Consider the following 21789-nt stretch of genomic DNA (forward strand, 5'->3'; position numbering starts at 1 on the left):
GGCGGGGGGAGTCCAGGCATACAGGTGTCCGGCCGAACCGGTTCCCGTACCCGATATCTTGGTCGCGTGTCCAGATACTCCCCAGCCGTTGCGGCGCCGTCAGTCCCCCCCGCGCAGAGGTCGGACGGCGGTTCCGCCCGCCCGGGCCGCCGGCTGTTCCGACGGACCTGGTGGACCGCGTTCATCGGTTTCTTCCTGGTCTGCGCCGGCTGGGTCCTGGCGTCCCCCTACGACGCCAGCCCGGACGAGCGGGAGCACATCATCCGCGCGGTCGGGGTGGCCCGGGGCGAGTTCGCGCCCAAGCCCGAGGCCGCGGGCGGCGGCACCGGCGCCTTCCAGCACGTGCCGGCCTCCATCGTCCGGGACAACTGCTGGTGGTTCGACGCCACCAAGCCGGCGACCTGCGCCGAGCCGCCCGGCGGCGACCAGACGGTCGAGCGGGTGGCGACCAGGGCCGGCCGGTACAACCCGCTCTACTACGCGCTCGTCGGCTGGCCGATGGCGATCTGGCCCAACTGGCTCGGCCTCACCCTGGGCCGGCTGATCAGCGCGGGCCTGGTCTCGGCCCTGCTCGCCTCCGCCGCGCACAGTGCCGTCGCCTGGACCCGGCACCGGCTCGCGGCGGCCGGGATCCTGGTCGCGGTCACCCCGATCACCCTGCACCTGTCCGGCTCGATCAACCCCAACGGGTTCGAGATCGCGGCCGGCGTGGCACTGATCGCGGCCCTCATCCCGACCATGCTCGACCCCGAGCAGCCGCTGCGCCGCGCGGCGATGGTGCAGATCGGCATCGCCGGCTCGGTGGTCATGACGTGCCGCGCGCTCGGACCGGTCTGGTGCACGGCGATCCTCGGGATCATGCTGATCCCGGTCACCCGGGAGCGGCTGCGGCAGCTGCTGCGCTTCCGGCCCGCGTGGTGGGCGGCGGCGGCCCTGGCGGTCGCCGGCGCGGCCGGGGCGCTGTGGACGGTGGCCATGAAGGCCTCCGAGATGATGGCCGTCCAGGTGCCGCCGGGCATCACCGTGCCCAAGGCGATCCGGCACGAGGTGATCGTGCGCTGGCCGGAGTACTTCGTCGAGATGGTCGGGGTGCCCTCCTGGCTGGACACGCACCTGCCCGGAACGGCCTACGACTTCTGGTTCCTGGCCATCGGCTGCCTGGTCCTGCCGGCCCTCGCGTTCGGCACCTGGAGCGACCGCTGGCGGCTGTTCGCCTTCTTCCTCGCCCCGTTCGCGGTGCTCACGCTCTCGGACGCGCTGGCGGCGCACAAGGTCGGCTTCGCCGGCCAGGGCCGGTACATGCTGCCGGTCGCCGTCGGGGTGCCGATGCTCGCGGCCTTCGTGCTCGGGCAGCGCGGCAAGCTCGACGACGCCCGCACGGCCTCGCTGGTCCGCATGGTGGCCCTGGTGGTGCTGCCGCTCCAGCTGGCCTTCCTGGGGTACACGATGATCCGCTGGCAGTCCGGCGTCGGCACCTCGGTGGACTTCACTCCGCTGAACCCGCTGGCCGGCAGCTGGCACCCGCCGGCGGGCTCGGCGACCGCGCTGCTGACCGCCGCGGCGGGCTGTGTGATGCTCGGGGTCTGGGCCTGGACGAGCACCGGCCGCCGGGCCGCGGCCGTCGGGGAACCGCGGCCCGCCGAGGTCAGCGCTTCCTGAAGACCCACACCTTGAGGAGGACGAACCGGGCCACGGTGGCGAGACCGTTCGCCGCCACGAGCCCGGTCACCTCCACCACCCGGGACGCGTGCGGCACGGCCGCCCCCAGCAGCGCCAGGGCACCGCTGCTGAGGCCGAGGCCGATCAGGAACGCGACCGCGCCCTGGAGCTGGTGGCGCACCGCGCCGTCCGAGCCGGTGATGCCGAAGGTGAAGCGGCGGTTGGCCGCGGTGTTGGCCACCGCGCTGACCGCGAGCGCGACCAGGTTGGCGACCTGCGACGAGGTGACCGGGCGCAGGGCGACGAACAGGGCCAGGTAGAAGAGGGTGCTGAGCACCCCGATGACCAGGAAGGACGGCAGCTGCCGCCGGACCTGGCCCGGTGCGGCGGCCGGCCCCGCGGGGGCGTCCGGGCCGCCGGGGGCGTCGGGGCTGCCGTGCCCGTCGCGGCCCGTGGAGAGCATCTCGTTCACTCGCCCGTACCGAACCGGTCCTGGTCCTCGGCCGAGTCGTAGCCGACGAAGTAGGCCGGCCTGGCCTGGACGGCCGAGTAGATCCGGCCGACGTACTCGCCGAGCAGTCCGACGCAGACCAGCTGCACGGCGCCGATGAACAGCATCCCTATGAACAGCGAGGACCAGCCGGGCACGGTGGAGCCGAGCGCGTAGGCGACCGTGGTGTAGAGCGCCAGCGCGATGCAGACCAGGAAGCTGAACAGCCCGAGCCAGGTGGCCAGCCGCAGCGGGGACGCGGAGAAGTTGGTGACGCTGTCCAGCGCCAGCCGGACCATCTTGGACAGCGGGTAGTGGGTGCTGCCCGCGACCCGCTCCTCGCGCACGTAGACCACCTCGCCGCTGGGGAAGCCCAGCCACGGCACCAGCAGCCGGTAGACCGGCTGGTGCTCGGGCATCGCCTTCAGCGCGTCCACCGCGGACCGGCTGAGCAGCCGGTAGTCCCCGGCCTGGTTGGGCATCCGCTTGCCGACGAGCTTGCGCATCAGCCAGTAGTACGCCCCGGCGCTGTGCCGCTTGAAGAAGGTGTCGGTGCCGCGGTCGCCGCGCACCCCGTAGACGATGTCGAGGCCCTGCTCACGGGCGAGCTCCAGCATCTCCGGGATCTTCTCCGGCGGGTCCTGGAGGTCGGCGTCGATGGAGACGACGTAGTCGCCGAAGGCGCGGTGGATGCCGGCGGTGAGGGCGGCCTGGTGCCCGGAGTTGCGGGCGAAGCGGACGATGCGGAACTCCGGCCAGTCCTGGCGGATCTTCCGCATGAGCACCGGTGTCGCGTCGGTGCTGCCGTCGTCGACGCCGACCACCTCGTAGGCCGCGTCCAGCCCGTCGAGGATCGGCCGCAGCCGTTCGACGGTCAGCGGGAGCGCCTCCTGCTCGTTGTAGATCGGAATCACGACCGACAACAGCGGTGCCGTTGACATGCGTTGGGTCCCACTTTCCGCGACGGCGGGAGCTTGGTTGGTGGCCCGACCATAACAGTCTGCGATGAGCGGCCGGTGAAAGGAGGCCCGCTCCCGTGAGGGCCGCATGAAGGTCGAAGGGCCCCGCGCACCCAGGGGTGCGCGGGGCCCTTCGGACTCAGCCTGTACGGAGCAGGCAGGTCAGATCGTCAATTACTTGATGATCTTGGTGACCTGGCCGGCGCCGACGGTGCGGCCACCCTCACGGATGGCGAACTTCAGGCCCTCCTCCATGGCGATCGGCTGGATCAGCGCGACGGTCATGGCGGTGTTGTCGCCCGGCATGACCATCTCGGTGCCCTCGGGGAGGGTCACGACGCCGGTCACGTCCGTGGTACGGAAGTAGAACTGCGGGCGGTAGTTGTTGAAGAACGGGGTGTGACGGCCACCCTCGTCCTTCGACAGGATGTAGGACTGGGCCTCGAAGTCGGTGTGCGGCGTGACCGAACCCGGCTTGATGATGACCTGGCCGCGCTCGACGTCCTCGCGCTTGATGCCACGGAGGAGCAGACCGACGTTCTCACCGGCCTGGCCCTCGTCGAGCAGCTTGCGGAACATCTCGATGCCGGTGACCGTGGTGGTGGTCTTGGTCTCCTTGATGCCGATGATGTCGACAGTCTCGTTGACCTTGAGGATGCCACGCTCGATACGACCGGTGACGACGGTGCCACGACCGGTGATCGTGAAGACGTCCTCGATCGGCATCAGGAACGGCTGGTCCACGGCGCGGGCCGGGGTCGGGATGCTCTCGTCGACCGCGTGCATGAGGCCGAGGAGCTTCTCGCCCCACTCCTTGTCGCCCTCCAGCGCCTTCAGCGCGGAGACGCGGACGACCGGCAGGTCGTCGCCCGGGAACTCGTACTCGGAGAGGAGCTCACGGACCTCGAGCTCGACGAGCTCCAGGATCTCCTCGTCGTCCACCATGTCGGCCTTGTTCAGGGCGACGACGATGTAGGGGACGCCGACCTGGCGGGCCAGGAGGACGTGCTCCTTGGTCTGCGGCATCGGGCCGTCGGTGGCGGCGACGACGAGGATCGCACCGTCCATCTGGGCCGCACCGGTGATCATGTTCTTGATGTAGTCCGCGTGACCCGGGCAGTCGACGTGGGCGTAGTGACGCGCCTCGGTCTGGTACTCGACGTGCGCGATCGAGATGGTGATACCGCGCTGCCGCTCCTCCGGCGCCTTGTCGATCTGGTCGAACGGCGTGAAGGGGTTGATGTCCGGGTACGCGTCGTGCAGCACCTTGGTGATCGCCGCGGTAAGGGTCGTCTTACCGTGGTCGATGTGACCAATGGTGCCGATGTTGACGTGGGGCTTCGTCCGCTCGAACTTCGCCTTCGCCACTGCAGTCCTCCTGAGGACAGATCCTGTACGCCGTGCTGACGTCAGTTGGTCTTGATCGGGCTTGGCCCGCGGTGCCGGAGCACCGCGTACCGTCCCGCGGGTGGGGGCCGGAGGCCCCGGGAGGATCCGTCCGGATCCTCCCGGGTCGCCTCCTAATAGCCTAAGGGGTCGGAATCATCCCGAATGGCGGGCTGGTTCCGGGGCCGGCTGGGCCGGACCTACTCGCCCTTGGACTTGGCGATGATCTCCTCAGCCACGGCCTTGGGGACCTCGGCGTACGAGTCGAACTGCATCGAGTAGCTGGCGCGACCAGAGGTCTTGCTGCGCAGGTCACCGACGTAGCCGAACATCTCGGAGAGGGGCACCAGCGCCGTGACGACGCGGGCACCGTGACGCTCGTCCATGGACCGGATCTGGCCACGGCGAGAGTTGATGTCACCGATCACGTCGCCCATGTAGTCCTCGGGCGTGGTGACCTCGACGGCCATCATCGGCTCGAGGATGACCGGCTTGGCCTTCCTCGCGCCTTCCTTGAAGGCCATCGAGCCGGCGATCTTGAACGCGAGCTCGGAGGAGTCGACGTCGTGCGACTGACCGTCGAGCAGGCTCACGCGGACACCCTGCAGCGGGTAGCCGGCGAGAACACCGAACTCCATGGCCTCCTGGCAACCGGCGTCGACCGACGGGATGTACTCCCGCGGAACGCGGCCACCCGTGACCTTGTTGACGAACTCGTAGCCCTCGGCCTGCTCGAGCGGCTCGATCGCGATCTGCACCTTGGCGAACTGACCGGAACCACCGGTCTGCTTCTTGTGGGTGTAGTCGATGCGCTCGACGGCCTGACGGATCGTCTCGCGGTACGCGACCTGCGGCTTGCCGACGTTGGCCTCGACCTTGAACTCACGCTTCATACGGTCGACCAGCACCTCGAGGTGCAGCTCGCCCATACCCGCGATGATGGTCTGGCCGGTCTCCTCGTCCGTGTTGACCTGGAAGGACGGGTCCTCCTCGGCGAGACGCTGGATGGCAACACCCAGCTTCTCCTGGTCACCCTTGGACTTGGGCTCGATCGCGACGCGGATGACCGGGGCCGGGAAGTCCATGGACTCCAGGACGACCGGGTTCTTCTCGTCGGACAGCGTCTCACCGGTGGTGGTCTGCTTCAGGCCCATGACGGCGACGATGTCGCCGGCGCCCACCGACTCGATCTCCTCACGCTTGTTCGCGTGCATGCGGTAGATCTTGCCGATGCGCTCCTTCTTGCCCTTGACGGCGTTCAGCACGGAGCTGCCCGACTCGAGGCGACCGGAGTAGATCCGGACGAAGGTGAGCTTGCCCAGGTGCGGGTCGGACATGATCTTGAACGCCAGCGCGGACAGCGGCTCGTCGTCCGACGCCTTGCGGGAGATCTTCGTCTCGGGGTCGTTGGGCTTGGTGCCCTCGACCGACTCGATGTCCAGCGGCGACGGCAGGTACTTCACGACCGCGTCGAGCAGGGGCTGAACGCCCTTGTTCTTGAAGGCGGTGCCACAGAAGATCGGGGTGAAGTCCGAGTTCAGGGTGCCCTTGCGGATCGCGGTCTGCAGCAGCTCGACCGGGATGTCCTCGCCCTCGAGGGCGAGCTCCATGATCTCGTCGCTGATGTTCGAGACCGTGTCGATCAGCTGCTCGCGGTACTCGTCGGCCTGCTCCTGCAGCTCGGCCGGGATGTCGACGATGTCGTACATCTCGCCCTTGGCGGCCTCGGCGGACCAGACCAGCGCCTTCATGCGGACCAGGTCGACGACGCCCTGGAAGTCCGACTCGGCACCGATCGGGAGCTGCATGACCAGCGGGGTGGCGCCGAGGCGGTCCACGATGGTCTTGACGCAGAAGAAGAAGTTCGCGCCCGTGCGGTCCAGCTTGTTGATGAAGCAGATGCGCGGGACGCCGTAGCGGTCAGCCTGCCGCCACACGGTCTCGGACTGGGGCTCGACACCGGCGACACCGTCGAACACCGTCACGGCACCGTCGAGGACGCGCAGCGAACGCTCCACCTCGACGGTGAAGTCGACGTGACCCGGGGTGTCGATGATGTTGATGGTGTTGTCGACGTCATCGACCGTCCAGTGACAGGTCGTCGCGGCCGACGTGATCGTGATGCCGCGCTCCTGCTCCTGCTCCATCCAGTCCATGGTGGCAGCGCCATCGTGGACCTCACCGATCTTGTACGAGACACCGGTGTAGAACAGGATCCGCTCGGTGGTGGTGGTCTTGCCCGCGTCGATGTGCGCCATGATCCCGATGTTGCGGACCCTGGCGAGGTCAAGGGAGGTTGCAGCCATGGTGGCTCGTTCTCTCTCTGTCTAGTGACGGGGTAGGGACTACCAGCGGTAGTGCGCGAAGGCCTTGTTGGACTCGGCCATCTTGTGGGTGTCCTCGCGACGCTTCACGGAAGCGCCCAGGCCGTTGCTGGCGTCGAGGATCTCGTTCATCAGGCGCTCGGTCATGGTCTTCTCGCGACGGGCGCGGGAGTAACCGACCATCCAGCGCAGCGCCAGGGTGCTGGCGCGGCCCGGACGGACCTCGACCGGAACCTGGTAGGTCGCGCCACCGACACGGCGGGACTTGACCTCGAGGGCCGGCTTGACGTTCTCCAGCGCGCGCTTCAGCGTCACGACGGGGTCCGAGCCGGTCTTCTCACGGACGCCCTCGAGGGCGCCGTAGACGATCCGCTCGGCGGTGGAGCGCTTGCCGTGCAGCAGGATCTTGTTGACCAGCTGGGTGACGACCGGGGAGCCGTAAACCGGGTCGATGATGACCGGGCGCTTCGGGGCGGGGCCCTTACGAGGCATTCTTACTTCTCCTTCTTGGCGCCGTAGCGGCTGCGAGCCTGCTTGCGGTTCTTGACACCCTGGGTGTCAAGCGAACCGCGGATGATCTTGTAGCGGACACCAGGAAGGTCCTTCACACGACCACCGCGCACCAGCACGATGGAGTGCTCCTGCAGGTTGTGGCCCTCGCCCGGGATGTAAGCGGTGACCTCGATCCCGCTGGTGAGGCGCACACGGGCGACCTTACGAAGGGCCGAGTTCGGCTTCTTCGGGGTGGTCGTGTACACACGCGTGCAGACCCCACGGCGCTGCGGGGAGCCCTTCAGCGCGGGAGTCTTGTTCTTCTCGACCTTGTCCTGCCGGCCCTTTCGGACCAGCTGCTGGATCGTAGGCACCGTTTCTCCGTTTTCTGTGTGCCAAGGCTTGGTGGAACTAACCTGCGATGTCTCCCTCGCACACGACCCCGTGGTCGACCCACGCGGTCGGGTGTGTTGGGCTTTTTCCGACACGGAATCCCATGGCTGATGTACACGGCGCTCTACGCGCGGCGCGCTGTGAGGCGCTCCGGCTCGGCGCGGCGACCGGTGTGCATGCACGCACAAGGACCCGGGGACACCCCAGGCACAAGGTCAGAGCGTACCTAGCGCATGGGGCTCGGTCAAAACAAATGCAACGCCGCAGGTCGCCGCCTTCGGCCGGGCGTCACGCGGGTGTCCCGCACGTGACCGTCCGGTGTCGGGCCGTCTCCACCCGCTCTACCACAGGCGCCGGGCACCCGCCACCGGACGGGCGGGCGGGCCCGGCGGACGGCCGGGGGCGGACGGGCGGGGACCCCAGTGGACGGCCCGGCGGGCGGGCGGCCGGGGGCGGGCGCCGCTACGCGAAGCCCATCAGGACCACCAGGGTCCAGAACGCGGTGCCCATGTAGCCGAACACCAGGCCGAGGACGGCCGCCCAGTCGCCCTCCAGGTTGCGGGTACGGACCTGCGAGCGGGCGATGTGGCCGACGAAGACCGCCGGCAGGGAGAGGCCCGTCACACTCAGGACCAGGGAGAGCACCGCCAGCACGCTGGTGGGGCGGGGCTGCGGGGGCGGGGCGGGCAGGAATGTGGCCGGAACGGGCGGCCCGCTCGGGAGCGGCGACACCATCGGGCCGGACGGCAGGTCGGCCACCAGCGCGGCCAGCTGGCCGTAGGTCTGCGCCGCGGCCACCGCCTCGTGCCGCTGCTCGTACTCCTGGACGGACAGCCGGCCCTCGGCGAACGCCGCCTTGAGCACGTCCAACGTCCGGTCGCGGTCCGCGTGGCCCGCCCGCATCGCGGCCTGCGGGGACGGCGCCGGCTGCCAGCCGACGACCGGACCGCCGCCCTGGCCGTGCCCCTGACCGTGGCCCTGCCCCGGGCCGTGCTTGTGACCGGGACCGGGTTCGCCCCACGGTTGAACGGACATCCGCCACCTCCCGGTCGCGCGGCACCCCCGCGCACGCTCACTGCTCCTCATAGTGCAGGACGAACAAGCGAACTGAGTAGTTGCCAATTCGGCCCGATCCCCGTCGGAACCGGTTCCCGGGCGGCGTGCCTCACCCGTTCGGCGGACACGCTCAGGGGATCCTCAACTCGGGCGACAGCCCGTCCGGGCGGTGACAGGCTGAACCGGAGAGTTCCGTGCACCACACGATGCGTGCACCCACGAGCAGAGAAGGCAGCGATGCAGGCGTCAGAACCACCGTCCTCCGACCTCCCGGGGCCGGGCACCCCGTCCGCCGTCAGCATCCGGGGGCTGTGGAAGCACTTCGGCGCCCAGGCCGCCGTGGCCGGGCTGAGCCTGGAGCTGCCGACCGGCTCGTTCATCGGCCTGGTCGGCCCGAACGGCGCCGGCAAGACCACCACGCTGTCGATGGCCACCGGACTGCTGCGGCCCGACCAGGGCACCGTCCTGGTCCACGGCACCGACGTGTGGGCCGACCCGGTCACCGTGAAGGCCCGGATCGGCATCCTGCCCGAGGGCCTGCGGATGTTCGAGCGGCTCAGCGGACGCGAACTCCTCCAGTACACCGGGCGGCTGCGCGGCCTGCCCGGCGCCGAGGTGGACCGCCGCGCCGAGGAACTGCTGACCGTCCTGGACCTCGGCCGGGACGCCGACAAGCTGGTCGCCGACTACTCCACCGGCATGCGCAAGAAGATCGGCCTGGCGGCCGCCCTGCTGCACAACCCCGACGTGCTGTTCCTCGACGAGCCCTTCGAGGGCGTCGACCCGGTCTCCGCGCAGACCATCCGCGGCGTGCTGAAGCGCTACGCGGCGGCCGGCTCCACGGTCGTCTTCTCCAGCCATGTGATGGAGCTGGTCGAGCAGCTCTGCGACTGGGTCGCGGTGGTCGACGCGGGCCGGGTGATCGCCCAGGGCCCGCTGGACTCGGTCCGGGGCGGGCGCAGCCTGCACGAGGCGTTCCTCGACCTGATCGGGGTGCGCGAGGACGACGGGCAGGCGCTCGGCTGGCTCGGCGGCGGCCGGGCCCCGGTCGAGGACGGGCAGCTCGGGAGCGGGCCGGTCGGCGGCGGACCGGTCGGCGGCGGGCAGCTCGGGGGCGGGCAGCTCGGGGGCGGGCAGTGAGTGCGGCCGTGCCCCACCCGGTGCCCGACGGGCGGACGGTGGTCCGCGCCCTGGTGGCGCTCAAGCTGCGGCTCCTGCGCAACGGGCTGCGGCGCAGCCCCGGCCGGACGGCCGTCTACGTGATCGGCGGCGTCGTCGGCCTGGCCTTCGCGGGCGGCGTCGCCGTCGCCATGACCGCCATGAACGGCCGCTTCGCGGGCTCCGGGGACGCCGGGGTGATGCTGGTCGGCGTGCTGGCCCTCGGCTGGGCCGCGCTGCCGCTGTTCCTGTTCTCCAGCGACGAGAGCGCCGACCCGACCCGGCTCACCATGCTGCCGCTGCGGCCCGGCCCGCTGCTGCGCGGCTCGCTGCTGGCCGCGCTGGTCGGGCCCGGGCCGCTGATCAACCTGGTGCTGGTCACCGGCGCGGTGCTGGCCGGCGCCGACGGCGGCGCCTCGGCCGCGGTCGCGGTGGTCGGCGTACCGCTCGCGCTGCTGTGCCTGGTCACGCTCTCCCGGGCGGTCGCGGCCGGCAACGCCCGGATGCTCTCCAGCCGCCGCGGCAAGGACTTCGCGATCTTCGGCGGGCTGGCCTTCGCCCTGCTGATCCAGGCCGCCAACGTCGGCTCGCAGAGCGTCTTCGGCCGGCCCGGCAAGGAGATCGACCTCAGCCCGCTGAAGCCGATCGCCTCGGTGCTGCGCTGGATACCCCCGATCAGCGCGGCGGACGCGCCGCGCACCGCCGGCGAGGGCCGGTACGGGCTGGCACTGCTGCAGCTCGCCGCGACCGGCGTGCTGCTGCTCCTGCTGCTGCGCTGGTGGCGGAGCAGCCTCCAGGAGCTGATGGTCACCGCCGACTCCTCCACCCTGGAGGTGGCCCGCGGCGTGCAGCGCTCGCGCGGCCGGGCCTTCCTGCCGAAGGGCCGGACCGGCGCGGTGATGCAGCGCCACCTGCGGTACGCCTGGCGCGAGCCCCGGGCCAAGGCCGCGCTGTTCACCAGCATCGGCATGACGGTGGTGATCTGCCTGCTGTCGATGGTCCAGGGCTGGGCGAGCGTCTACCTGCTGGCGATGACCGGGACGTTCCTCGGACTCCAGATGCTCAACCTGTTCGGCATGGACGGCTCGGCGTTCTGGATGGTCGCCGCCACCCTGCGCACCCCGGCCGACGCCCGGGACGAACTGCGCGGGCGGGCGTACGCGGTGCTGTCGTACGCGGTCCCGGTGACGGTGCTGCTCGGACTGCTGCTGGCCGCCGTCACCGGCCAGTGGGGCGAACTGCCGGCCGCGGTCGGCCTGGCGTTCGCGCTGCTCGGCTGCGGGGTGGCGCTCGGCGCGCTGTTCAGCGTGCTGGTGCCGTACACGATGCCCGCCGACAGCAACCCGATGCGCAACGCCGCCCCCGGGCAGAGCGGGCTGGTCCTGCTGAACTCCTTCGGCTCGATGATCGGCGTCGCCCTGCTGGCCCTGCCGGTGGTCGGCTACCTCGGCTGGGCGCTGCTCTCGGACGCGCCCAGCTGGCCGGTGCTGCTGGTCGGCCCGCTCTACGGCGCGCTGGTCGCCGTCCTCGGCGTGCGAATGGCGGCCACCCGGCTGCTGGAGCGCGCCCCGGAGATCCTGGCCAAGGCCGTCGAGCGCTAGGCCGAAACGCTTCTCCAGGCGCCCGGTCCCGTCCAGGGGCCGGGCGCCGCCGCTTCTCCCGACGGCTCCCGTCGCGGCTCCGGCATCATGGACGGGAGGAACCGGACCGTCGACGAGAGCAGGGACACACCGTGGGCAAGCGCGCGCAGCAGGACGGCGGGGACGCCGGGGCACTGCTGGAGCAGGCGGTGCGGGCGGTGCTGACGGCCCCGGACGACCGGCTGGACCTCGCACTGGACACCGGGGCCTCGCTGCTGGCCGCCTCGGCCGGGCAGTGGCCGGCGGTCAGCCGGGCCCTGCTGGGCCACGCGGACACCACCGTCGGCCGCTGCTGGTCCGCCGGGTGGCGCCCGGCCGACCTGGCGCGGGTGGTGCGGCGCGGCCTGAAGCCCGTCCACCTGGCCCTCGCGGTCGACCTGATCGCCGCCGAGGGCCGCCGCCACCCCGCGGCGGCCCTCGACCGGCGCTGGCACGAGCAGCTGCGCGAGCTGGAGGCCGACGTCTGGTGGCCCGGCGACGAGCAGTACCTCGGCGCCTTCGCCGAGCAGCACCGGCTGGATCGTTTCGCCCTGGCCACCGCCGCCCTGGAGCTGCTGCGCACCTGGGGCCGGCTGCCGCACATCGCGCCGGTCGGGCCGGTGCCCGGGCAGGCCGTGCCGCAGCGCTTTGAAGCGCAGTCCACCGGGCCGGTGACCGGCGCGCCCCGGATGCTGAGCCGGATCCGGGCACTGCTGGCCAAGGCCGAGTCCACCGAGTACCCGGAGGAGGCCGAGGCGCTGACCGCCAAGGCCCAGCAGCTGATGGCCCAGCACAGCATCGACGAGGCGCTGCTGGCCGCCTCCGGTGCCGACCGCGACGCCCCGGCGGCGCTGCGGATCGGGGTGGACAACCCGTACGAGGGCCCCAAGACGATGCTGCTGGACGCGGTCGCGGCGGCCAACCGGTGCCGGGTGGTGTGGGCGAAGGAGTTCGGCTTCTGCACCGTGGTCGGCTTCGACGGGGACCTGGACGGCGTCGAACTGCTCTACACCTCGCTGCTGGTGCAGGCCACCCACGCCCTCAACAAGGCCGGCTCCCGCCGGGACTCGCGCAGCAAGGCGTTCCGGCAGTCCTTCCTGGTCGCGTACGCGGCGCGGATCCGCGAGCGGCTGACCGCCGCCACCGAGCGGACCACCAAGGCCGCCGCGGCCGGCCGGCACCTGCGCGAGGACGGCAGCGAGGAGCAGCTGCTGCCGGACGAGCGACTGCTGCCCGCGCTCGCCGCCCGCTCGGAGGCGGTGGACGAGGAGGTCGGCCGGCTGTTCCCGAAGCTGGTCTCCCAGCGGGTCCGGGTCAGCGACGGCGTGGGCTGGGCGGCCGGACGCGCCGCCGCCGACCGCGCCACCCTGCACGGGCGGGCCGGGGCGATCCGCCGGTAGGCCGAGGACGGGCCCGGTGGCGCCACGGACCGGCCCGGTGGCACCACGGGGTGATCCTCTCCCCACGGAAGACCTGATAGAACGTACTCCGCCACGAACGAAGGGGGATTCGACGTGACGGAGCCGGCGGCCGAGTCGGGATACCGGGACCGGGTGCGCGGAGCGCTGCTCGGCGGAGCGATCGGCGATGCGCTGGGCTGGCCGGTGGAGTTCCAGCAGCTCCACCAGATCCAGGGCCGGTTCGGGCCCGCGGGAGTGACCTCGCTGCCGGCCGGGCCCGGGCCGGTCGAGGTGACCGACGACACCCAGATGACGCTGTTCACCGCCGAGGGCCTGATCCGCGGCTTCATCCGCGGCTGGACGGGCGGCGGCGGCTCGGTGCCGGAGGCCGTCCACGGCGCCTACCGGCGCTGGCTGCTGACGCAGTACCAGCCCGGGCCGGACGCCGAGCCGCAGCCCCGACCGTACGACGGCTGGCTGCTGCGGCAGCCGTTCCTGTACGCGCGGCGGGCCCCGGGCAACGCCTGCCTGAGCGGGGTGTCCGAGCACCCGGTGTTCGAGGCGCCGTCCACGATCGGGCGGCCGGGGCCGGTCAACCCGCACTCCAAGGGCTGCGGCACGGTGATGCGCTCGGCGCCGTTCGGGCTGGCCCGGCTGGGCGTCGACCAGTCCTTCGGGCTGGCCGTGCAGTGCGCCCAGCTCACCCACGGGCACCCGACCGGCTACCTCGCGGCGGGCGCCTTCGCGGCGCTCGTCGAGCGGCTCGCGAACGGAACGGAGCCGTGGGCGGCGGTCGGCGAGACCGTGGACCAGATCCGCGAACTGCCGAGCTCCAAGGAGACCGTCCAGGCGCTGGCCCGGGCCGTCCGGATCGCCCAGGAGTCCGAGCCCGCGGCGGAGGCGGTGGAGCGGGTCGGACTCGGCTGGATCGCCGAGGAGTGCCTGGCCATCGCGGTGTACTCGCTGCTGGCGGCCACCCTCGACCCCGACCCGGTGCGCACCGCGCTGCTGCTGTCGGTGAACCACTCCGGGGACAGCGACTCGACCGGCGCGGTCTGCGGCAACCTGGTCGGGGCCGCGTACGGCGCCTCCGCGCTGCCGGCCGAGTGGGCCGGCGCGGTCGAGGGGCGGGCCGAGCTGCGGCAGGTCGCGGACGACCTGCTGGTGCTGTTCGGCAGCCGCGACCCGCTCCACCCGGGGCTCGGCGGGCGCTACCCGGCCGGGTGAACCTCCCCTCCCGCCGAACCCCGCCCACTGAACCCCGCCCGCCGAACCCCGTCCGCCGGGCCCCGTCCACCGGGCCCGGTCAGCCCGCCTGCGGGTCGGTGACCTGGCCGAGGAACAGCGGCCGGCCGCCGTGGGTGTCCCGGATCAGGAACAGGAACGGCCGGTCGATGTGCAGTTGGACCGGCCGGTCCGCCGCCGGCGCGGCCGCCGCGGCGACCCCGACCCCGCTGCCGGCCGCCGCGACCGTACCGTCCTCGTCGACCTGGACGGTGGCCTTCTGCACCACCGTGCTGACGGCGAGCGGCTCCTTGGCGATGCCGCCGAGGTCGGCCCGGTCGAAGACGGATGTCACGCCGAGCGAGCGCAGCGCGGACGTCAGTTCGTTGGACGTGTCGAAGTGGAAGCGCGGGAGCCGGAGGTCGACCGGCCGCTCGGTGAGGGCGCCGAGGATCCGGTCCAGCTGGGGCTGGTCCAGGCCCTTGCCGAAGGCCGCGAAGCCGCCCTGCGCGGGGACGATCAGGTCCATCACCAACCCGCTGTCCGCGTAGGGCAGTTCGACGGCCTGCCAGGGCTCGCCGACGATCCCGCCGGAGCCGTCGGCGTACTTGAACGAGCCGCTCTGACCCATCGTCGGAACGGCCGGGGTGGAGCCGTCAGGCTTGTGGAACGGCCGGTCGGCGGTCTGCGAGGGCTTGAACGCGGTGGCCCACTTGGCCTTGAGGTAGAGCGCGTCGGTGAGCACCATCCGGGTGTCCGGGGTGATCGCGTTCGGGGCGAAGAGGTCCTTGATCCGGCCCTCGGTGGCCTTCTCCACGGCCGCGTTGACGGCCTTGCGGGAGCCGTCCGGGTCCTTGGCGAAGTCGGTGGGGTGCACGCCGGTGTCGAAGGCGGCGGCCAGGGTGGCCAGGTAGTCCGGCGAGACGGCCAGGCCCTGCTGGGCCCAGAGGTCGTCGCTCTGCCGCAGGGTGACCCCGTTCCCGGACGTGGACCGGCGGTTCAGCTCGCCGGTGGCGAGGGCGTACTGCTGCGGGGTGAGCTCGGTGTGCAGGGCCTTGGCGAGTTCGTCGGCGGTGGCGCCGCGGGCGCCGGGCAGCAGCATGGCGAGCACGGTGGCCAGGCCGGACGGGGAGAGCACGAGATTGCGGCCGGCGTCGTCGGGCCGCGCGGTGAGGGCGTGCAGGAGGTCGAGCCCGAAGGCGTCGGTGGCGGCCGCGGTCGCGGTGAGCTGGGCCGAGTCGACCGCCGGGCGGCTCGCGGGCGCGGAGGCCCGCAGGATCGGGGGCGCGCCGGCGTCGGCGCTGCCGCACCCGGCGAGCAGCGGCGCGGCGAGCGCGGCGGCGAGGAGCAGCGCCGCCGGACGGCGGGACGGGCGACGGCGGGTTCCGGTGCTGCGGTTCGTCATGGCCCTTCGACGCACCACCCCGCCCCCCGGTTCCGCCCCCGCCCGCCGCCGGCCGCCGCCGCCTCGGTCCGGTCAGTCCCAGAGCGCCCCGAGCTCCAGCAGCTCGTCCCGGTACTCGATCCGCTCCACCCACTCGGCCGGCCAGACCGCCTCGCCGTGGTGGGCGCCCGCGAAGGCGCCGGTCAGGCAGGCGAGGGAGTCGGAGTCGCCGCTGGAGTAGGCGGCCCGGCGGACGGCGGCCACCGGGTCGTCCGGCAGCAGCAGGAAGCAGAGCAGGCCGGTGCCGAAGGCCTCCTCGGCGATCCAGCCCTCCCCGGTGGCCAGGCACGGGTCGGCCTCGGTGTCGGGTGCGGCGAGCGCGGCCTCCAGCCGGTCGAGGACCGTGAGGCAGTCGTCCCAGCCGCGGGCGATGACGGCCTGCGGGGAGCCGCCGTGCCACTCGGCGGCGAGGTCGCCGAGCCAGAACTCGTCGTAGCGCTCGCGGCTCGCCAGCGCGTACGCCCGCAGCACGGCGGGCAGGCCGGCCGGCGGGACGCCCTCGGCGAGCTTGCGGACGGCGTACGCGGTCAGGTCGCTCGCGGCGAGCGCGGTGGGGTGGCCGTGGGTGAGCGCGGACTGGAGCTGCGCGGCGCCGGAGAGCTGCCGGGCGTCCAGCTCGCGGACCAGCCCGATCGGGGCGACCCGCATGTTGGCGCCGCAGCCCTTGGAGCCGATGTCGCTCGCCTGCTGCCAGCGGTACGTGTCGTGGCTGAGCCGCTCGCAGGACCGCAGGCAGGTCATGCCGGGGGCGCGGTTGTTCTCCGGGGAGCGCCACCAGTCGACGAACTCCTCGCGGACCGGCCGTTCCAGCCGCAGGGGCGTCAGCGGCCCGCGCGCCAGGGCGGTGCGCAGGCCGCGGCCGAGGGCGAGCGTCATCTGGGTGTCGTCGGTGACCAGCGCCTTCTCCGGCAGCGGGAGCCGCCGCCAGTCCGGGTGGTCGGCGGCGATCCGCTCCACGTCCTGGAACTCGGTCACCCGGCCCATCGCGTCGCCGATCGCCAGCCCCAGCAGTGCCCCCGTCGCCTTGCCCACGGCCTTCTCCCCCAGTTCCCGTTACAGCTCGCCCGTTACAGCTCGACCAGCAGTTCCTTGAGCCCGCGGATCACGTAGCCCGGGTTCCACTCGGGCTCGCGGACCAGCCGCAGGCCCGGGGCCCGGCGCAGCAGCGTGCCGTAGGACTCGGTGAGTTCCAGTCTGGCGAGCGGGGCGCCGAGACAGAAGTGGATTCCGGCGCCGAAGGTGATGTGCGGGTTGTCGGTGCGGCCGAGGTCGAGGCGGTCGGGGTCGGCGAAGCGCTCGGGGTCGCGGTTGGCGGAGCCGAAGAGCAGGGCGGTCTCGGCGCCGCGCGGGATGGTGACGCCGCCGACCTCGATGTCCTCCAGGACCCAGCGCTCGAACATCTGCAGCGGGGTGTCCCAGCGCATCAGCTCCTCGATCGCGGTGGGCAGCAGGGCGTCCACCGAGCCGCGCAGCCGGGCGAGTTCCCCGGGGTTGCGGAACAGCGCCCACCAGCCGTTGCCGGTGGTGTTGACGGTCGCCTCGTGGCCGGCGTTGAGCAGCAGCACGCAGGTGGAGACCATCTCCTGCTCGCTGAGCGCGTCGGAGCCCTCCTGGGCCTGGATGAGCGCGCTGATCAGGTCGGTGCCGGGGGCGGTGCGGCGCTCGCGGATCAGGGTGCGCAGATAGTCGGAGAACTCGACGCTCGCGGTGACGGCCCGGCGGGCGGCCTCCTCGGTCGGGTTGAGTTCGAACATCCCGGTGATGTCGGCGGACCACGGCCGCAGCAGGTGCCGGTCCTGCTCCGGGACGCCGAGCATCTCGGCGATCACCGCGACCGGCAGCGGCTCGGCGACGGTGGCGATCAGGTCGCCGCCGCCGGCCGCGAGCAGGTCGTCGACCAGTTCGCCGGCCAGGCGGCGGACGGTCGGGCGCAGGCCTTCGACCATGCGCGGGGTGAAGGCCTTGGAGACGAGCCGGCGGATCCGGGTGTGGTCGGGCGCCTCCAGGTCGAGCAGCCCGTGGTCGTTCAGGGTGTGGAAGGGCTCGTACGCGGGGTCGGGCTCGGGGCGGCCGAACTCGGCGTGGCTGAAGCGGTGGGTGTAGGTGCGGCCGAGCCGCCGGTCGCGCAGCAGCGCGCTGACGTCCTCGTGGCGCGAGACGAGCCACTGGTTCGTGGGCTCGAAGTACGTCACCGGCGCGTGTTCGCGCAGCTCGGCGTACGCGTCGTAGGGGTGGGCCACGAACTCCGCCGACCAGGGGTCGAACTTCGCCGTCGTCGTCATCGGTCGATCACTCCAGGCCGTGAGGGGAAAGCCGGAAGGATCATCGTACGCATGCGGTTCGTCCGCAATAAGACCCTTCCGGCCCGCTCCCCCGGCCCGCCCCTCCCCCGGCCCGCCGCTCAGGCCCGCTCCGCCACCAGTCGTCGCACCAGCCCGGGCAGCGCCTCGGAGATCGGCTGCCGGATCACCTCGTCCGCCGCCTCGTCGTACGGCGTCGGCTCGGCGTTCAGGATGATCAGCCGGGCCCCGGCCCGCACCGCCTGGTACGGCAGCGCCGCCACCGGGAACACCTGGAGGCTGGTGCCGACCGCGACGAACACGTCGCAGGCGCGGGCGATCGAGTCGGCCTGCCCGAGCACCTCCGGGTCCAGGTTCTCGCCGAACATCACCGTGCGCGGCTTGAGGATCCCGCCGCACTCCCGGCAGGCCGGGTCCGGCTCGCCCGCCTCCACCCGCGCCAACGCGTCCGCCATCGGCCCCACCACCCGGCAGCGCAGGCACTGCACCTCCCGTGCGGTGCCGTGCAGTTCGAGCACCTTGCGGGCGGTCAGCCCGGCGGCCTGGTGCAGTCCGTCCACGTTCTGGGTGAGCACCCTCAGCGGCAGCCCGGAGCGCTCCAGGTCGACCAGCGCCCGGTGCCCGGCGTTCGGCTCGGCGGCCAGGGCGCCCGTGTCCAGCCGCATCCGCCAGGCCCGCCGCCGGACCTCCGGGTCGGCCCGGTACGGCCCGATGGTGACCAGCTCCTGGGCCGCCGGGTCCTGCTGCCACAGCCCCTGCGGGCCGCGGTAGTCGGGGATGCCGGAGTCGGTCGAGATGCCCGCACCGGTGAGCACGGCGATCAGGGGGCGCTTCGCGTTCATGGCCCGGACGGTACGGGCACCGGCCGTGCCGCGGCCACCGAAAATCCAGGTGCGCCCCGCCAACTCCCGCCGCAGACTGGGCCGGTCACTCCACCTCATGCCAAGGAGCCCCGTGCAGGGAGCAGTCAGCGTCTCGCCCGCCCAGATCCCCGAGCTGCTGCTCGGACTGGCCACCGTCCGGCCGGTGTTCCTCTGGGGGGCACCGGGGATCGGCAAGTCCTCCCTGGTCAGGGCGTTCGCCGAGTCGCTCGGCCTGGAGTGCGTCAGCCTGGTCGGCACCCAGCTCGCCCCGGAGGACCTGATCGGGGTCCCGCAGCTCACCCCGGAGGGCCGCTCCCGGTTCTGCCCGCCCGAACAGATCGCCCGCGACGAGCCGTACTGCCTCTTCCTGGACGAGCTCAACGCCGCCTCGCCGGACGTCCAGAAGGCGTTCTACTCGCTGATCCTGGACCGCCGGATCGGCTCGTACGAACTGCCGGCCGGTTCGATCGTGATCGGCGCCGGCAACCGCGCCACCGACGGCGCGCTCGCCCGCCCGATGGCGTCCGCCCTGGTCAACCGCATGATCCACGTACATCTGCGGGCCAGTGCCGAGGACTGGCTGCGCTGGGCGGCCGGCGCCGGCATCCACCCCTGGGTCGTCGACTACCTCACCGACCGGCCCGACCACCTGTGGTCCGCCCCGCCCAAGACCGAGGAGCCGTTCTCCACCCCCCGCGCCTGGCACATGCTCTCCGACGCGCTGCACTCCTTCGGCCCGACCCTGGACGAGGGCACCCTCAAGGTCCTCGCGTACGGCCTGCTCACCGCGCCGCACGCGGTCGCCTTCTGCGGCTACGCGAAGATCGTCCGAAACTCGTACGGCCTGGAGGCGATCCTCAAGGGCGACGCCCGCTGGCCGCACCGGCCGGAGGACCGCGACCTGCTCTACTACCTGGCCGACTCCTTCCGCGGCCGCCTGGTCAAGGAGTTGCCCGCGAGCAAGGAGCACGCCTCCGGGGCGCAGCGGCAGACCGCCTTCCGGGCCAAGTCGCTGCTGGTGCAGCTGGCCGAGATCTCGGTGGAGGTCGCCCAGACGGTGATCGCCGACGGCGCGGACGGCAACCCGGTGCTGCCCCCCTGGTTCCTGATCGAGGCCGCCCGGGACATGCCCCGGCTGGTCGAGGCCCGCCGGTGAAGCGTCCCCCGGCCGACCGGAAGAAGCCGGACCCGGGGGCGGAGGCCTTCGAGGAGGGCGTGCGGCTGCTGCGGTGCAACCCGGCCTTCGCCTCCCTGCGCGCCGACATCTGCCGCTCCGACGACTGCTCCACCGCCCCGCCGGACGGCTGGGCGGTGGTCGACTCCAACGGCAACCTGCACGTCAACCCGCGCCGCCGGGCCGAACCCGCGGAATGGGCCTGGGTGCTGGCGCACTGCCTGCTGCACCTCGGCTTCGGCCACCTCCCGGGCGCCCGCGGCACCCGGGTCCAGCCCGACGCGTACGAGGCCGCCGCCCGCTGCGCGGTGGTCAACCGCTTCCTCGCCACCTTCCCGGTCGGCCGTGCCCCGGTCGTCCTCCCGCAGGAGTACCCGGGCGGGGACGAGGAGGAGCTGATCGCCCGCTGGCGCCGCGACGGCCTGCCGCCGGCCGGCACCGCCGGCACCGCGGGCACCGCCGAGCGCGACCAGCTGCTGGTCGAGTGGGGCGGCCACGGCCAGGCCCGCGAGGACTGGCCGGCGGCCTTCGCGGCCGCCCTCACCCGCACCATGTCCGCCGCGATGGACCGGGCCGGCGGCCGGATCGACGCCGACACCGGCGAGCGCCTGCCCGAGCGGCCGTGGACCAGGGCGCTCAACTGGTTCGTCTCCTCGTACCCCCTGCTGGGCGGCATCGCGGCCGGCCTGACCGTCGTGGCCGACGCCGAACTCGCCCGGGCCCACGACATCGCCGTCGCCGCCGTCAACACCGAGGCCGGGGAGATCTACGTCAACCCGCTGCGCCGGTACACCGACGAGGAGTGGCGGTTCATCCTCGGCCACGAGATGCTGCACGCCGCCCTGCGGCACGGCGAGCGCCGGGGCGGCCGGGACCCGTTCCTGTTCAACGTCGCGGCCGACTACGTCATCAACGGCTGGCTGCTGGAGATGGGCGTCGGCGACATGCCCGACGGCCTGCTGCACGACCCGGAGCTGAAGGGCCTGTCCGCCGAGGAGGTGTACGACCGGATCGTCCGCGACCAGCGCCGGATCCGCCGCCTCGCCACCCTGGCCGGCAAGAACCGCCCGGACATCCTGGGCGAACCGCTGGACCGCGGCCCGCGCGACTACGTGGACCTCGACGACTTCTACCGGCGCGGCCTGCAGCAGGGCTTCGAGCTGCACCGGCGCGACCGCGGCCTGCTCCCGGCCGGGCTGGTCGAGGAGATCCGGGCGCTGGCCCATCCGCCGCTCCCGTGGGACGCGCAACTGGCGCGCTGGTTCGACGAGTTCGTCCCGAGCCCGGAGCCGGTCCGGAGCTACTCCCGCCCCGCCCGGCGGCAGTCCTCGACCCCGGACATCCCCCGGGCCGGCCGCTACCACCCCGAGGAGGAGGTGCCCCGCTGCACCTTCGGGGTCGTCCTGGACACCTCGGGCTCGATGGACCGGACGCTGCTCGGCAAGGCGCTCGGCGCGATCGCCTCCTACGCCGCCGCGCGGGACGTCCCGGCGGCCCGGGTGGTGCACTGCGACGCCGCCCCGCACGACGCCGGGTACCTCCCGGTCGAGGACATCGCCGGGCGGGTCCGGGTGCGCGGGCGCGGCGGCACCGTCCTCCAGCCGGGCGTCGACCTGCTGGAGCGGGCCGAGGACTTCCCGCCCGGGGCACCCGTCCTCGTCATCACCGACGGCGCGTGCGACGTGCTGCGGGTACGCCGCCCGCACGCCTTCCTCGTCCCGCGCGGCGCCGTGCTGCCGTTCACCCCGCGCGGGCCGGTCTTCCGGATGAGCTGAGCGCCGGAGCCGCAGACGGCGACGCCGACACCGCCGCAGACGCCGACGGGCGGCCGCTCCTCCCCCGTGGGAG

The 21789-nt window shown here is 72.6% G+C and carries 18 protein-coding genes; 7 read left to right on the forward strand and 11 right to left on the reverse strand.

The window, feature by feature from the left end; translation table 11 throughout:
* Positions 1–66 precede the first annotated feature (66 nt).
* Positions 67–1659, forward strand: a complete 1593-nt coding sequence (locus ACFQ6N_RS14835; protein ID WP_380649307.1) for a DUF2142 domain-containing protein — start codon at positions 67–69, stop codon at positions 1657–1659.
* On the opposite strand, the gene ACFQ6N_RS14840 is transcribed toward ACFQ6N_RS14835, so the two are convergent.
* The 7 genes from ACFQ6N_RS14840 to ACFQ6N_RS14870 all read right to left on the reverse strand — a co-directional run bounded on the left by ACFQ6N_RS14840 (position 1646) and on the right by ACFQ6N_RS14870 (position 8738).
* The gene (locus ACFQ6N_RS14840; RefSeq protein ID WP_380649332.1) at positions 1646–2122 is read right to left on the reverse strand and encodes a GtrA family protein; all 477 of its coding nucleotides are present in this window, start codon (positions 2120–2122) and stop codon (positions 1646–1648) included. The genes ACFQ6N_RS14835 and ACFQ6N_RS14840 overlap by 14 nt on opposite strands.
* A gap of 5 nt (positions 2123–2127) precedes the next feature.
* Positions 2128–3090 carry a glycosyltransferase family 2 protein gene (locus tag ACFQ6N_RS14845; protein WP_380649308.1) on the reverse strand — a complete coding sequence of 321 codons (963 nt, stop codon included), beginning with the start codon at positions 3088–3090 and terminating at the stop codon, positions 2128–2130.
* A 192-nt stretch (positions 3091–3282) separates the two neighbouring features.
* Positions 3283–4476 (reverse strand): elongation factor Tu, encoded by a 1194-nt coding sequence (gene tuf, locus ACFQ6N_RS14850; protein ID WP_380227173.1) that lies wholly within the window; start codon positions 4474–4476, stop codon positions 3283–3285.
* 218 nt (positions 4477–4694) lie between these two features.
* The gene (gene fusA / locus ACFQ6N_RS14855; RefSeq protein ID WP_380649310.1) at positions 4695–6800 is read right to left on the reverse strand and encodes an elongation factor G; all 2106 of its coding nucleotides are present in this window, start codon (positions 6798–6800) and stop codon (positions 4695–4697) included.
* A 39-nt stretch (positions 6801–6839) separates the two neighbouring features.
* Entirely contained in the window at positions 6840–7310 is a 471-nt protein-coding gene (gene rpsG, locus ACFQ6N_RS14860; RefSeq protein WP_030055803.1) for a 30S ribosomal protein S7, read from the reverse strand.
* A 2-nt stretch (positions 7311–7312) separates the two neighbouring features.
* Positions 7313–7684, reverse strand: coding sequence for a 30S ribosomal protein S12 (gene rpsL, locus ACFQ6N_RS14865; protein WP_014144289.1), 372 nt, complete (start codon positions 7682–7684; stop codon positions 7313–7315).
* Positions 7685–8165: 481 nt separating this feature from the next.
* A complete protein-coding gene (locus ACFQ6N_RS14870; RefSeq protein ID WP_380649311.1) occupies positions 8166–8738 on the reverse strand; it encodes a DUF1707 and DUF4190 domain-containing protein in 573 nt (190 codons plus the stop codon).
* A gap of 258 nt (positions 8739–8996) precedes the next feature.
* Between ACFQ6N_RS14870 and ACFQ6N_RS14875 the strand changes: the two genes are divergently transcribed.
* The 4 genes from ACFQ6N_RS14875 (at position 8997) to ACFQ6N_RS14890 (ending at position 14163) form a co-directional block, all read left to right on the forward strand.
* Positions 8997–9899 (forward strand): ABC transporter ATP-binding protein, encoded by a 903-nt coding sequence (locus tag ACFQ6N_RS14875; protein ID WP_380649312.1) that lies wholly within the window; start codon positions 8997–8999, stop codon positions 9897–9899.
* Positions 9900–9907: 8 nt separating this feature from the next.
* Entirely contained in the window at positions 9908–11518 is a 1611-nt protein-coding gene (locus tag ACFQ6N_RS14880) for a transporter (protein ID WP_380649314.1), read from the forward strand.
* A 131-nt stretch (positions 11519–11649) separates the two neighbouring features.
* Positions 11650–12936: a DUF2786 domain-containing protein gene (locus ACFQ6N_RS14885; protein WP_380649315.1), complete on the forward strand. Its 1287-nt coding sequence runs from the start codon at positions 11650–11652 to the stop codon at positions 12934–12936.
* Positions 12937–13050: 114 nt separating this feature from the next.
* The gene (locus ACFQ6N_RS14890) at positions 13051–14163 is read left to right on the forward strand and encodes an ADP-ribosylglycohydrolase family protein (protein ID WP_380649316.1); all 1113 of its coding nucleotides are present in this window, start codon (positions 13051–13053) and stop codon (positions 14161–14163) included.
* A 79-nt stretch (positions 14164–14242) separates the two neighbouring features.
* On the opposite strand, the gene ACFQ6N_RS14895 is transcribed toward ACFQ6N_RS14890, so the two are convergent.
* The 4 genes from ACFQ6N_RS14895 to ACFQ6N_RS14910 all read right to left on the reverse strand — a co-directional run bounded on the left by ACFQ6N_RS14895 (position 14243) and on the right by ACFQ6N_RS14910 (position 18746).
* On the reverse strand, positions 14243–15565 hold the full coding sequence (locus ACFQ6N_RS14895; protein ID WP_380649318.1) for a serpin family protein: 1323 nt from the start codon (positions 15563–15565) through the stop codon (positions 14243–14245).
* A 72-nt stretch (positions 15566–15637) separates the two neighbouring features.
* Positions 15638–16636 (reverse strand): ADP-ribosylglycohydrolase family protein, encoded by a 999-nt coding sequence (locus ACFQ6N_RS14900; protein WP_380649319.1) that lies wholly within the window; start codon positions 16634–16636, stop codon positions 15638–15640.
* 35 nt (positions 16637–16671) lie between these two features.
* Positions 16672–17886 (reverse strand): cytochrome P450, encoded by a 1215-nt coding sequence (locus tag ACFQ6N_RS14905; RefSeq protein WP_380649320.1) that lies wholly within the window; start codon positions 17884–17886, stop codon positions 16672–16674.
* A 119-nt stretch (positions 17887–18005) separates the two neighbouring features.
* Positions 18006–18746 (reverse strand): NAD-dependent deacetylase, encoded by a 741-nt coding sequence (locus ACFQ6N_RS14910; RefSeq protein WP_380649321.1) that lies wholly within the window; start codon positions 18744–18746, stop codon positions 18006–18008.
* A gap of 112 nt (positions 18747–18858) precedes the next feature.
* On the opposite strand from ACFQ6N_RS14910, the gene ACFQ6N_RS14915 reads away from it, so the two are divergent.
* Positions 18859–19923 (forward strand): ATP-binding protein, encoded by a 1065-nt coding sequence (locus ACFQ6N_RS14915; RefSeq protein WP_380649322.1) that lies wholly within the window; start codon positions 18859–18861, stop codon positions 19921–19923.
* Entirely contained in the window at positions 19920–21716 is a 1797-nt protein-coding gene (locus ACFQ6N_RS14920; protein WP_380649323.1) for a hypothetical protein, read from the forward strand. The genes ACFQ6N_RS14915 and ACFQ6N_RS14920 overlap by 4 nt, the downstream gene beginning before the upstream one ends.
* Positions 21717–21789 lie beyond the last annotated feature (73 nt).

The organism is Kitasatospora sp. NPDC056446 (assembly GCF_042796115.1).
GTDB lineage: Bacteria > Actinomycetota > Actinomycetes > Streptomycetales > Streptomycetaceae > Kitasatospora.